Below are 11831 nucleotides of genomic sequence, written 5' to 3'. Positions count from 1 at the left end.
AATTGCCCGGTGAAGGGCGTTGAATCCGTTATGCGGCCAACGAAACAGGACAAACAGGACTCAATCATGTCTAAAATTTTCGATTTCGTAAAACCCGGCGTTGTAACCGGTGATGATGTACAGAAAGTCTTCAAAGTGGCGAAAGAGAACAAATTCGCCCTGCCAGCAGTTAACTGCGTTGGTACTGATTCCATCAACGCCGTGCTGGAAGCGGCCGCAAAAGCCAAAGCGCCAGTCATCGTACAGTTCTCCAACGGTGGCGCTTCCTTTATCGCTGGTAAAGGCTTCAAAACTGACAAGCCGCAGGGCGCAGCCATTTTCGGCGCGATTTCTGGCGCGCAGCACGTTCATCTGATGGCTGAGCAGTATGGCGTGCCGGTGATCCTGCACACTGACCACTGTGCGAAAAAATTGCTGCCGTGGATCGATGGCTTGCTGGAAGCCGGTGAAGCACACTTCCAGAAAACTGGTAAACCGCTGTTCTCTTCACACATGATCGACCTCTCTGAAGAGTCGCTGGAAGAGAACATCGAACTGTGCGCTAAATACCTGGAGCGCATGTCCAAAATCAACATGACGCTGGAAATTGAACTGGGCGTCACCGGTGGTGAAGAAGATGGCGTGGACAACTCTGACGTTGACAGTTCAGCCCTCTACACTCAGCCGGAAGATGTGGATTACGCGTATACCAAACTGAGCGCTATCAGCCATCGTTTCACCATCGCTGCTTCCTTTGGTAACGTTCACGGCGTGTATAAGCCAGGTAACGTGAAGCTGACTCCGGTAATCCTGAAAAACTCTCAGGAATATGTCAGCAAAAAACATGGCCTGCCGCATAACGCTCTGGACTTCGTGTTCCATGGCGGTTCCGGCTCATCTGCTGCCGAGATCGAAGAATCTATCGGTTACGGCGTAGTGAAAATGAACATCGATACCGATACCCAGTGGGCAACCTGGGACGGTATCCTGCAGTATTACAAAAAGAACGAAGGCTACCTGCAGGCACAGCTGGGTAACCCGGAAGGCGATGATAAACCGAACAAAAAATACTACGATCCGCGCGTCTGGCTGCGTTCTGCTCAGTCGTCCATGGTGACGCGTCTGGAGCAGGCGTTTAAGGAACTGAACGCTATCGACGTACTGTAATTTTTTGTTACAGCATGCTAAAGGCCCTGCGGGGCCTTTTTTTATGCGGTTTTTCCGGGAAAAGCCAGCACATTCGAGGTTGTTAATAGCATTCTTCCACATTCTGTCTTAACCTTCTCTGAGCATTTGTTGGAACTTCCCGGACGATGCCGGGTCCTTTTCCTTGGGTAAAACAACACAGGGTTAACGAATGGAAGATTTAAACGTGGTTGATGGGATCAATAATGCCGGTAACTGGCTGGTGCGTAATCAGGCGCTGCTGCTCAGCTATGCCGTGAATATTGTGGCAGCCATTGCGATTATTATTATCGGGATGATAGCGGCGCGCGCCGTTTCTAACGGGATAAACCGTCTGCTGGTGACGCGGCATATCGATGCTACCGTCGCCGATTTTCTCTCGGCGCTGGTGCGCTACGGTATTATTGGCTTTACGCTGATTGCGGCGCTGGGCCGCGTCGGGGTGCAGACGGCGTCGGTGATCGCGGTACTGGGTGCCGCCGGTCTGGCGGTGGGCCTGGCCCTGCAGGGCTCGCTTTCCAACCTCGCCGCTGGCGTGCTGCTGGTCACTTTCCGTCCATTCCGCGCCGGTGAGTTTGTTGATCTGGGCGGTGTGATGGGCACCGTGCAGAGCGTGCAGATTTTCTCTACCACGCTGAAAACCGGTGATGGCAAAATCGTCATTGTGCCGAACGGTAAAATTATCGCCGGTAATATTGTTAACTTCTCGCGTGAACCGGTGCGTCGTAATGAGTTTATCGTCGGCGTCGCGTATGAGGCGGATGTCGATGAGGTTATTCAGCTGCTGCGTGAAGTGGTGGATGCTGACCCGCGTGTTCTGCAGGACCGGGGCGTGCAGATTGGCCTGAATGAACTGGGCGCCTCCTCACTGAACTTTGTGGTGCGCTGCTGGAGTCAAAGCAGCGTCCTGCAGGATGTGTACTGGGATCTGCTGAAAAACTTCAAGCGGGCGCTGGATGCGCGCGGCATCGGCATTCCTTATCCCCAGATGGATGTGCATCTGCATCAGGTCAAACAGCCCGACAACGACGCGCCAAAAATCGCACAACCAGAGTAACAGGGTGACAGCCAGGGCGGACTTTTCCGCCCTGTTTTATGCTTCCCATCATCAAGCTTGCTAATGACCAATTAGTTTTTCCCATTTCCGCTTATGATCCCCCTCCGTTACACTTAGCCTGTTCAATCAATGCTGAGGGTTAACCAGTGTTATCTGTTTATTTACAAGGGCTTGCCCTTGGCGCGGCGCTTATCCTGCCGCTGGGACCACAAAACGCCTTCGTGATGAATCAGGGCGTCAGGCGGCAGTACCATCTGATGACCGCCTCGCTCTGTACGCTCAGCGATATCCTGCTGATTTGTGCCGGTATCTTCGGCGGCAGCGCGCTGCTGAGTCAGTCGCCGTTGCTGCTGATGCTGATCACCTGGGCGGGTGTCGCATTCCTGCTCTGGTACGGCTGGGGCGCGCTGCGTACGGCGTTCAGCGGTAATATCGATCTGGCGGCCGCTGAAGATATGAAACAGGGACGCTGGCGTATTGTCGCTACCATGATGGCAGTTACCTGGCTCAATCCCCACGTTTATCTCGATACCTTTGTGGTGCTCGGCAGCCTGGGTGGCCAGATGACGCAAGAAGCACGCCCCTGGTTTGCGCTCGGATCAGTCAGCGCCTCGCTGATCTGGTTTTACGGGCTGGCGCTGCTCGCCGCCTGGCTCTCGCCCCTGTTACGCACGCGTAAAGCGCAGCGCCTCATTAACCTGCTGGTGGGGGCGGTGATGTGGTTTATTGCGTTGCAGCTGGCGTGGCAGGGCATTTCCGGTTTTCACTGATGATGCTGGTTTCCTGCTGACCGGGCTGGCAGGATGCGCCTGGTCAGTGGTGAAACGCCGGTTGTGCGGAAAATTCAGCGAACTTTTGCCAGAATCAACACTCAGAGCTACACGCATAGTAATCTGTTCCAGGCTTCGTCATAGTGGCAGCCGCTGAATTTAAATTTTCAAGGAGGACTTACCTGATGATGAAACCGCTGGCGCTGGCTGCAATGATGGGCATAGGCGCGTTTTCTTGCGCTGCACAGGCAGGTGAGGTGCCCAATGGCCCGCACGTTGTGACCTCTGGTCAGGCGACGGTTGATGCCCGCCCCGATATTGCGACTTTATCCATTATGGTCAACGTCTCGTCAAAAGATGCGGCGGATGCCAAGAAGCAGGCTGACGATCGTGTAGCGCAATATTTTGATTTTCTGCAGAAAAATGGCATTGAGAAGAAAGATATTGATGCTGCCAATCTGAGCACTCAGCCAGAATACGATTACACTAAAGAGGGCAAATCGGTTCTGAAAGGCTATCGTGCGGTGCGTCAGGTGCAGGTAACGTTACGCCAGCTGGATAAGCTTAATGAACTACTGGATGGCGCATTAAAATCGGGGCTGAACGAGATCCGCGCCGTGGAGCTGGGCGTGACGAATCCGGATCAGTACAAGGAGCAGGCGCGCAAAGCGGCGATGGATAATGCCACCAAACAGGCTTCCGCGCTGGCGGCAGGTTTTAATGCCTCACTGGGACCGGTGTACAGCATTCGTTACCACGTCGCTAACTATCAGCCGATGCCGATGGCGCGCATGTATAAAGCTGCAGGTGCAGCGGCAGAGACCTCAGCGCAACAAACCTATGAGCAGCAAAGCATTCACTTCGACGATCAGGTGGATGTGGTGTTTGAAATCAAACCCAACACGCCGTAAAAACGTAGGGTTGCCAGCCAGCAGCGGCTGGCAACCTGTTCCTCAGGCCGCCAGCGTATCCTGACGCAGCACGCGATGCCCATGTGCCAGCAGCGCATCGGTTACACGACGCATCAGCCGGCTCTCTGGCGCAAAACGGTGCCAGTAGAGCATACGGCGCTGATAAAGCCCCGGCGTTAAGTCGATCAGCTCCCCACTCGCCAGCTCGCGCTCAATCTGCAGATGCGGGATCATACAGCAGGTCGAGCCCTGACGCGCCATCTGCACAAAGGCTTCTGATGAGTTAACGATATGACAGGGGACGCTGCCTGGGGAGAGGTCAAAGTTCTGCTGCAAAAACGCCTGATGCATATCATCCAGATGGTCAAACGCCACGGCAGGCGCTTTCAGCAGGGCAGAACGCGTTACGCCGTTGGGGAAATAGCGGTCGGCGAATTCGCGTGACGCCACAAACAGGTAATCCAGCGCCCCCAGTTGATCCACCAGACAGCTGGGCAGCGGTTGCGGCTGAATACTCACCGCGCCGACAACCTCACCGCGCCGCAAGCGCTCCTGGGTACGGGTTTCATCCTCGACCTGCAGATTCAGACGCACCGGTGAGTCGGCCAGCACATCTTTCAGCGCGGGCAGCAGCCAGGTTGCGAGACTGTCGGCGTTCACCGCCAGCGACAGCAGGAGCGGCGTCGTCCCGCCGTTTTCATCGCCCAGCCACTCCTCTTCCAGTAACTCCACCTGATGCAACAGCGCCAGCAGCTTCTGTCCCTGCTCGGTTGGACGCGGCGGCACGGTGCGCACCAGCAACGGCTGGCCGAACAGGTTTTCCAGCTGCTTAATACGCTGAGAGACCGCCGACTGCGTGATACAGAGCTTCTGGGCGGCACGTTCAAAACCGCGTTCACGGATCACGGCATCCAGCGCCTGAAGCGTGCGATAGTCCGGGCGTTTCATTCTTTCTTACTCTCCTCAGAGGACATCAGGTTGCCCTTACCCTCAGCCCCGCATGCCAGAAAACGGGATGGGCAATGGTGCGTTTGTTTTGTGGGCTGGCTTCCAAAGCAGCGAAACCGCAATTAACACACGCGCTTTTTGCCAAAGCCTTGCTTTATACTACGCGCATTCCGTCGCAGCACAGGTTGTAAACATACCATGACCCAGGATGAACTGAAAAAAGCCGTTGGCTGGGCCGCACTGAAATATGTGCAGCCAGGCACCGTGGTGGGCGTTGGCACCGGCTCCACCGCCGCGCATTTTATCGATGCGTTAGCCACCATGAAGCAGCAAATTGAAGGTGCCGTTTCAAGTTCGGAAGCCTCGACGCTGAAGCTGAAAAGCCTCGGCATTCCGGTTTTCGATCTGAATGAGATCGACTCGCTGGCGATCTACGTGGACGGGGCCGATGAGATCAATCCGCAGATGCAGATGATCAAGGGCGGCGGCGCGGCCTTAACGCGGGAAAAAATCGTGGCGGCCGTGGCCGGGAAATTTATCTGTATCGCCGATGCCAGCAAAGAAGTGGATGTGCTGGGGCGTTTCCCGTTACCGGTCGAAGTTATCCCGATGGCGCGTGCCTACGTCGCCCGTGAGCTGGTTAAACTCGGCGGCCTGCCGGAGTATCGTCAGAATGTGGTTACCGACAACGGCAATATCATTCTCGACGTGCATAATCTGCGTATTCTTGACCCTGTCGCGCTGGAGAAAAGCATCAATGCCTTGCCCGGCGTGGTGACTGTTGGCCTGTTTGCTGCGCGCGGCGCCGATATCGCGTTGATCGGCACGGCGGACGGGGTGAAAACTATTGAGAAATGATCTCGCTGGCGTCCTCAGGACGCCCGTGATTTCTCTGATAAACCTGCTTTTCTTGTCGGGGCGAAATTCAGTGACTTATGTCACATAACTGTCGTCCGCTACCAGATCGTTCTTTTTGCGCTGCGCATATCCCGATTTTGTAGGGGAATGCACAGCCTGACAGCGGGCCCGTGCTGACAAGCGGGCAATCGTTTGTATTGATGCGCGCGTAATTTTTGATATTTTGACAGAAGACTGCCTTATGGCAGCCCTCGTTGAATTCTGAATAGGGTCGGGAAATGGCAAAGGTATCACTGGAAAAAGAAAAGATTAAGTTCCTGCTGGTGGAAGGTGTCCATCAGAGCGCGCTGGATAACCTGCACGCGGCAGGTTACACCAATATCGAATTCCACAAGGGTGCGCTGGATACGGAGACGTTAAAAGCGTCGATCCGTGATGCGCACTTTATTGGTATCCGCTCCCGTACCCATCTCACCGAAGAGGTGTTGGCTGTTGCTGAGAAGCTGGTCGCGATTGGCTGTTTCTGTATTGGTACCAACCAGGTGGATCTCAATGCGGCGGCGAAACGTGGCATTCCGGTATTTAACGCGCCGTTTTCCAACACCCGCTCTGTGGCGGAGCTGGTGATCGGCGAAATGCTGCTGATGCTGCGCGGTATCCCGGAAGCGAACGCCAAAGCCCACCGCGGTATCTGGAATAAAAATGCCCAGGGATCCTTTGAAGCGCGCGGTAAAAAACTGGGCATCATTGGTTACGGCCATATCGGAATGCAGCTGGGCGTGCTGGCAGAAAGCCTCGGGATGCACGTTTACTTTTACGATATCGAAAACAAGTTGCCGCTGGGTAACGCCACCCAGGTGCGTCATCTTTCCGACCTGTTGAACATGAGTGATGTGGTCAGCCTGCACGTGCCGGAAACCGCCTCTACGCAGAATATGATTGGTGCCGAAGAACTGGCGCTGATGAAGCCGGGATCGCTGCTGATTAACGCCTCACGCGGCACCGTGGTCGATATTCCTGCGCTGTGCGATGTGCTGGCTAACAAACATCTGGCGGGGGCGGCCATTGACGTCTTCCCGGTTGAGCCTGCTACCAACAGCGATCCTTTCATGTCGCCGCTGTGTGAATTCGATAACGTTATCCTGACGCCGCATATCGGGGGATCTACCCAGGAAGCGCAGGAAAACATCGGCCTGGAAGTCTCCGGCAAGCTGGTGAAATATTCGGATAACGGCTCAACGCTGTCTGCCGTGAACTTCCCGGAAGTGTCGCTGCCCATGCATGCAGCCAGCGCCAGCCGTCTGCTGCATATTCATGAAAACCGCCCGGGCATTCTGACCGCTATCAACCAGATTTTTGCCGAGCAGGGCATTAACATCGCTGCGCAGTATCTGCAGACTTCCCCTTATATGGGCTATGTGGTTATCGATATTGATGCTGAGCAGGATGTGGCCAATAAAGCGCTGCAGCTGATGAAGGCCATCCCGGGCACTATCCGCGCACGTTTGCTGTACTGACCGCGATGCGCGCCTGACCGCAGAAGCTTGTCAGGGCGCGCATCAGACGGGAGAGCGATTTGCTCTCCCGCTCTCCAACCGCCAACTTCTTACCATTGCCATAGCTTTGAGGGCGTCATTACCGCAGGTAACGGCACATCCCAGGCTGCGACAGGCAGCTTATCCACTAGCTGACAGTCATGCGCCACTCCTACCGGCAGAAAATCATGCTGCTGCCAGTGCTGCAAAGTGCGGTCATAAAACCCGCCTCCCATGCCCAGACGCTGTCCTTCACAGTCAAACGCCACCAGCGGCACCATCATCACGTCCAGATCGTCAAGGGTCGCCAGATGCCGGATATCCAGTGGCGGTTCGGGAATACGCAGTTTATTCGGCGTCAGCACGGTATCCGGGGTATAGCGTATAAAAAGCAGGTTTCCCGGCGAAAAAGGGTGCAGAATCGGCAAAAAGACGCGTTTTTTCTGCTGCCAGAGTTTGGCAATAAGCGGCCGGGTATTGAGTTCGCCATCCACAGACAGAAACAGCGCAATGTTTTCTGCAGCTGAGATGGGGGCGAAATTGACAGCATGTTCGGCCAGCAGATCGGCGGCCTGTTCCTGTTGTGTAGCACTCAGTGCCCGGCGTAAATGGCGGACGTGCTGACGAATCTCGTGGCGTTCAGGTAAAGAGGGAAGTGTCATGATATCCCCGTAAGGAGCCTGCTCAGAGCAGGGACTATATCATGCAGAAAAACAAACGAAAGGGGAGATCTCCGAGATGCCGCCGTAGGCTGTAACCCTTGAACCCTTGGTTCAAGGTGAGTATGCCGTCGCAACCATCAGGCTTCTCGGACGAACCGAGCATGCTCACAGGTTACGGAGCGTCACACTCTGTTTGTTTGAAATATCGGCTCAGGGGACTGGCCCACTTGCAAACATCTCAGAGAAAATTTGCTTCACCGTTACTTTAGCACAGTAACCATAAAGCGTTATTCAAACTTCGGACCCTGGCGTTCAGTAATACGACCTTGTTCGACTAATGCCTGTTCAATGGTCTGCTGCAGGATACGGATACGTTGTTCCATGTTAGCAGCATAATCGCGCGTTTTCACTTTCTCTTGCGCCAGTTCGTGGCAGATGTTTAACGCGGCGATGAACACCAGTTGTTCTGTATTTGTGACTCTAGTGCGAACTTTTAAATCTTGCAACCGTTGATTAAGATCTTCTGCCGCCGCATTCAGCGCATCCTGCTGTTCAGGCGGACAATTTACTCTTAATGAACGACCAAAAATTTGTATATCTACCGGTTGTGCAGACATGCCACCTTCCTGACTTATTCCTGCGCCCGCATCGCCCTTATCAGCCAAAGGTTCGGGAGGCGGGCAACTATATCGACCAGCGTAATAACTTACAACCCCTTTTCTGGAAACCTTGAGGCACCTGGTGGTAGCATAACACGAACTTATTCTGCCAACGATGATGAATGCTTATGTCTTTACAGAACGCAACCCCCGACTACAACGTGCTGGCTTCGGCGCTCTCACAGCAGGGTGTTGGAATGACGCCAGCAGAGATGCATGGCTTGCTCAGCGGAATCATCTGTGGCGGAAATCAGGATCACAGCTGGACCCGTCTGGTGCATGATCTGACCAACGAAGGCCTGGCGTTTTCGCAGAGCCTGGCGCAGCCGCTGCAGGCGCTGCATGAAAATATTATGACGACGCTGGAAGATGAAGGATTTATGTTCCAGCTGATGCTGCCGGACGATGAAGACATCACGGTCTTTGATCGCGCGGATGCCCTGGCGGGCTGGGTAAATCATTTTCTGCTTGGCCTCGGCGTCACGCAGCCGAAGCTCGACAAAGTCACCGGCGAAACCGGGGAAGCGATTGACGATCTGCGTACGATTGCCCAGCTGGGTTATGACGAAGATGAGGATCAGGAAGAGCTTGAGCAGTCGCTGGAAGAAGTTATTGAGTATGTACGCGTTGCAGCCTTGCTCTGCCATGACACTTTCACCCCGTCGCAGCCTGCCGCTCCCGAAGTCAGGAAACCCACGTTACACTAAGGGGAGCGCGTCTATCATTGCAGGGGCACTGAGATGCCTTCTTTAACAGGGAGTGAGCAACATGATCACACTGGATACCTTCCAGCAACGTCGCCAGGCGCTGTTAGCGCGTATGGCTCCCGGAAGTGCGGCGCTGATCTTCGCCGCGCCGGAAGTGACGCGCAGCAACGATACGGAATATCCGTTTCGCCAGAACAGTGATTTTTGGTACTTCACCGGTTTCAATGAGCCGCAGGCGCTGTTAGTGCTGATCAAAAGCGACGAGCATCACAACCACAGCGTGTTGTTTAATCGCGTGCGCGACCTGACGGCAGAGATCTGGTTTGGCCGCCGCCTGGGTCAGGAAGCGGCACCGGCGAAGCTGGGTGTCGATCGCGCTTTGCCCTGGGATGACATTGCTGAGCAGCTTTATCAGCTCCTGAACGGCCTGGATGTGATTTATCATGCGCAGGGGCTGTTTGCCGAGGCGGATACGCTGGTCTTCAGCGCGCTGGAGCGTTTGCGTCATGGCTTCCGCCAGAATCTGAGCGCACCCGATACCCTGACCGACTGGCGTCCCTGGGTGCATGAGATGCGTCTGTTTAAAGGGCCGGAAGAGATCGACCTTTTACGGCGCGCGGGCCGCATCAGTGCGCTGGCGCATACCCGGGCGATGCGGCTCTGTCGGCCCGGCATGTTTGAGTATCAGCTGGAAGGGGAAATTCATCATGAATTTAACCGTCACGGCGCGCGTTTTCCCGCCTACAACACCATCGTGGGCTCCGGTGAAAACGGCTGCATTCTGCATTACACGGAAAACGAGAGCGAACTGCGCGACGGAGATTTAGTGCTGATCGACGCGGGCTGCGAATTTCATGGCTACGCGGGCGATATTACACGCACCTTTCCGGTGAACGGCAAATTCAGCACGCCGCAGCGGGCCATTTATGACATCGTGCTGGCGTCGCTCTACAAAGCGCTGGCGCTGTTCCGCCCCGGCATCAGCATTCGCGCCGTGAACGATGAAGTGGTGCGTATCATGGTGAGTGGTCTGGTGGAACTGGGCATTCTGCAGGGCGAGGTGGACACCTTGATCGCCGAAGAGGCCCATCGTCAGTTCTATATGCATGGCCTGGGTCACTGGCTGGGACTCGATGTTCATGATGTAGGTCATTACGGTACGCCGAGCCGGGATCGTATACTGGAACCGGGCATGGTACTCACTGTGGAACCGGGCCTCTATATCGCGCCGGATGCGGATGTGCCCGCCGAGTATCGGGGCATCGGGATCCGTATTGAAGATGACATTCTGATCACTGAAACCGGTAACGAGAACCTGACGGACAGCGTGGTCAAAGATGCAGAGGCGATCGAAGCGCTGATGGCGGCAGCACGAAACTCATGAGCATTATCATTGCGGGCGGCGGCATGACTGGCGCAACCCTGGCGCTGGCGCTCTCTCACTTATCGCAGGGGAAGCTGGCGGTAACGCTGATTGAAAGCCGCGAGCCGGCCAGCCGTGCGCATCCGGGCTATGACAGCCGGGCCATCGCGCTGGCGGCCGGGACCTGTCAGCAACTGGCGGCGATCAACCTCTGGCCCGCGCTGGAAAGCTGCGCTACACCCATAACGGATATCCATGTCAGCGATCGCGGGCATGCCGGTTTTGTCTCCATAGCGGCGCGTGATTACGGACTGAACGCGCTGGGCAATGTGGTTGAACTGTTTGATGTCGGGCAGCGTCTGTTTAACCGGCTGAAAAGCGCGCCGGGTGTGACTTTGCGCTGTCCGGCACGCGTCATGACGGTGGTGCGTGAGCAGGATAAGGTGCAGGTGACGCTGGACAGCGGCGAACAGCTGGAAGCGGCGTTGCTGGTGGCGGCCGATGGCTCGCGCTCCTCGCTGGCCGCCTCCTGCGGCATGCAGTGGCAGCGTGACGACTATCAGCAGCTGGCGGTAATCGCTAACGTCTCTACCCGGTTGCCGCATCAGGGACGCGCCTTTGAGCGCTTTACCCGCAACGGTCCGCTGGCCCTGCTGCCGATGTCCGATCATCGCCTGTCGCTGGTCTGGTGCCATCCTCTGGCGGCGCGTGCTGAGGTAGAGCGCTGGAGCGAAGCGCAGTTCCTGAGCGAGTTACAACGTGCCTTTGGCTGGCGTTTAGGAGAATTTACCCATGCAGGTCAGCGCGAATATTATCCGCTGGCATTGCAGATAGCGACACAGATCGTATCGCACCGGCTGGCGCTGGTGGGCAATGCGGCCCAGACGCTGCATCCTATTGCGGGACAGGGGTTCAATCTCGGTCTGCGCGATGTGATGTCGCTGGCAGAGACTCTGGCCGCCGCCCATCGTCATCAGCAGGATGTAGGCAGCTATCCGGTTCTGCAGCACTATCAACAGCGGCGTCAGCCCGACAGGGAGGCGACCATTGGCATCACGGATGGCCTGGTACGGCTGTTTGCCAACAGCTATGCCCCGCTGGCGGTGGGACGAAATCTTGGGCTGATGGCGATGGATAATCAGCCGTGGCTGCGAAATCAACTGGCTGAACGCACTCTCGGGTGGGTCAGGCGTTAAA

12 protein-coding genes and 1 other RNA gene are annotated in these 11831 nt (G+C 55.8%); 9 read left to right on the top strand and 4 right to left on the bottom strand.

Translation table 11 applies throughout. The annotated features are described in order from the left end of the window. Window positions 1-66: 66 nt before the first annotated feature. The 4 genes from fbaA to E0E17_RS03545 all read left to right on the top strand — a co-directional run bounded on the left by fbaA (window position 67) and on the right by E0E17_RS03545 (window position 3902). The gene (fbaA, locus tag E0E17_RS03560) at window positions 67-1146 is read left to right on the top strand and encodes a class II fructose-bisphosphate aldolase (RefSeq protein ID WP_130831592.1); all 1080 of its coding nucleotides are present in this window, start codon (window positions 67-69) and stop codon (window positions 1144-1146) included. 190 nt (window positions 1147-1336) lie between these two features. After that, window positions 1337-2221, top strand: coding sequence for a small-conductance mechanosensitive channel MscS (gene mscS / locus E0E17_RS03555; RefSeq protein ID WP_130831590.1), 885 nt, complete (start codon window positions 1337-1339; stop codon window positions 2219-2221). Window positions 2222-2367: 146 nt separating this feature from the next. Continuing rightward, window positions 2368-2991 carry an arginine exporter ArgO gene (gene argO / locus E0E17_RS03550; protein WP_130831588.1) on the top strand — a complete coding sequence of 208 codons (624 nt, stop codon included), beginning with the start codon at window positions 2368-2370 and terminating at the stop codon, window positions 2989-2991. A gap of 182 nt (window positions 2992-3173) precedes the next feature. Then, window positions 3174-3902 (top strand): oxidative stress defense protein, encoded by a 729-nt coding sequence (locus E0E17_RS03545; RefSeq protein ID WP_130835456.1) that lies wholly within the window; start codon window positions 3174-3176, stop codon window positions 3900-3902. A gap of 42 nt (window positions 3903-3944) precedes the next feature. On the opposite strand, the gene E0E17_RS03540 is transcribed toward E0E17_RS03545, so the two are convergent. After that, window positions 3945-4850, bottom strand: a complete 906-nt coding sequence (locus tag E0E17_RS03540; RefSeq protein WP_130831586.1) for a LysR family transcriptional regulator ArgP — start codon at window positions 4848-4850, stop codon at window positions 3945-3947. A 198-nt stretch (window positions 4851-5048) separates the two neighbouring features. Here E0E17_RS03540 and rpiA point away from each other — a divergent pair, with 198 nt between their 5' ends. Together rpiA and serA are read left to right on the top strand one after the other, a co-directional pair. Then, window positions 5049-5708 (top strand): ribose-5-phosphate isomerase RpiA, encoded by a 660-nt coding sequence (rpiA, locus tag E0E17_RS03535; protein WP_130831584.1) that lies wholly within the window; start codon window positions 5049-5051, stop codon window positions 5706-5708. A 278-nt stretch (window positions 5709-5986) separates the two neighbouring features. Then, window positions 5987-7225 (top strand): phosphoglycerate dehydrogenase, encoded by a 1239-nt coding sequence (gene serA / locus E0E17_RS03530; RefSeq protein ID WP_130831582.1) that lies wholly within the window; start codon window positions 5987-5989, stop codon window positions 7223-7225. An 89-nt stretch (window positions 7226-7314) separates the two neighbouring features. Here serA and E0E17_RS03525 read toward each other — a convergent pair whose 3' ends face one another. From E0E17_RS03525 to zapA, 3 genes are all read right to left on the bottom strand, one after another. Next, window positions 7315-7905, bottom strand: coding sequence for a 5-formyltetrahydrofolate cyclo-ligase (locus tag E0E17_RS03525; protein ID WP_130831580.1), 591 nt, complete (start codon window positions 7903-7905; stop codon window positions 7315-7317). 64 nt (window positions 7906-7969) lie between these two features. Then, a non-coding RNA gene (ssrS, locus tag E0E17_RS03520) (6S RNA) lies at window positions 7970-8153 on the bottom strand. Between the two features lie 39 nt (window positions 8154-8192). Continuing rightward, window positions 8193-8522 (bottom strand): cell division protein ZapA, encoded by a 330-nt coding sequence (zapA, locus tag E0E17_RS03515; protein WP_130831578.1) that lies wholly within the window; start codon window positions 8520-8522, stop codon window positions 8193-8195. 170 nt (window positions 8523-8692) lie between these two features. Here zapA and E0E17_RS03510 point away from each other — a divergent pair, with 170 nt between their 5' ends. The 3 genes from E0E17_RS03510 (at window position 8693) to ubiH (ending at window position 11830) form a co-directional block, all read left to right on the top strand. Then, window positions 8693-9271, top strand: coding sequence for a YecA/YgfB family protein (locus E0E17_RS03510; protein WP_165446199.1), 579 nt, complete (start codon window positions 8693-8695; stop codon window positions 9269-9271). A 61-nt stretch (window positions 9272-9332) separates the two neighbouring features. Further along, a complete protein-coding gene (gene pepP / locus E0E17_RS03505) occupies window positions 9333-10655 on the top strand; it encodes a Xaa-Pro aminopeptidase (RefSeq protein WP_130831574.1) in 1323 nt (440 codons plus the stop codon). Then, a complete protein-coding gene (gene ubiH / locus E0E17_RS03500) occupies window positions 10652-11830 on the top strand; it encodes a 2-octaprenyl-6-methoxyphenyl hydroxylase (protein ID WP_130831572.1) in 1179 nt (392 codons plus the stop codon). The genes pepP and ubiH overlap by 4 nt, the downstream gene beginning before the upstream one ends. The last annotated feature ends 1 nt before the right edge of the window (window position 11831 follow it).

The sequence above is a fragment of the [Erwinia] mediterraneensis genome (genome assembly GCF_900604315.1).
GTDB classification, from domain to species: Bacteria; Pseudomonadota; Gammaproteobacteria; order Enterobacterales; family Enterobacteriaceae; genus Pantoea; species Pantoea mediterraneensis_A.
The sequence above is the reverse complement of the archived record's forward strand: the minus strand, read 5'-3'. Positions and strand labels throughout refer to the sequence as shown.

Excerpts from the sequence above, each read along its gene's own strand:
- fbaA (WP_130831592.1), top strand. The coding sequence starts at position 67 with ATGTCTAAAATTTTCGATTTCGTAAAACCCGGCGTTGTAACCGGTGAT.
- mscS (WP_130831590.1), top strand. The coding sequence starts at position 1,337 with ATGGAAGATTTAAACGTGGTTGATGGGATCAATAATGCCGGTAACTGG.
- E0E17_RS03540 (WP_130831586.1), bottom strand. The coding sequence starts at position 4,850 with ATGAAACGCCCGGACTATCGCACGCTTCAGGCGCTGGATGCCGTGATC.
- rpiA (WP_130831584.1), top strand. The coding sequence starts at position 5,049 with ATGACCCAGGATGAACTGAAAAAAGCCGTTGGCTGGGCCGCACTGAAA.
- serA (WP_130831582.1), top strand. The coding sequence starts at position 5,987 with ATGGCAAAGGTATCACTGGAAAAAGAAAAGATTAAGTTCCTGCTGGTG.
- E0E17_RS03525 (WP_130831580.1), bottom strand. The coding sequence starts at position 7,905 with ATGACACTTCCCTCTTTACCTGAACGCCACGAGATTCGTCAGCACGTC.
- zapA (WP_130831578.1), bottom strand. The coding sequence starts at position 8,522 with ATGTCTGCACAACCGGTAGATATACAAATTTTTGGTCGTTCATTAAGA.
- E0E17_RS03510 (WP_165446199.1), top strand. The coding sequence starts at position 8,693 with ATGTCTTTACAGAACGCAACCCCCGACTACAACGTGCTGGCTTCGGCG.
- pepP (WP_130831574.1), top strand. The coding sequence starts at position 9,333 with ATGATCACACTGGATACCTTCCAGCAACGTCGCCAGGCGCTGTTAGCG.
- ubiH (WP_130831572.1), top strand. The coding sequence starts at position 10,652 with ATGAGCATTATCATTGCGGGCGGCGGCATGACTGGCGCAACCCTGGCG.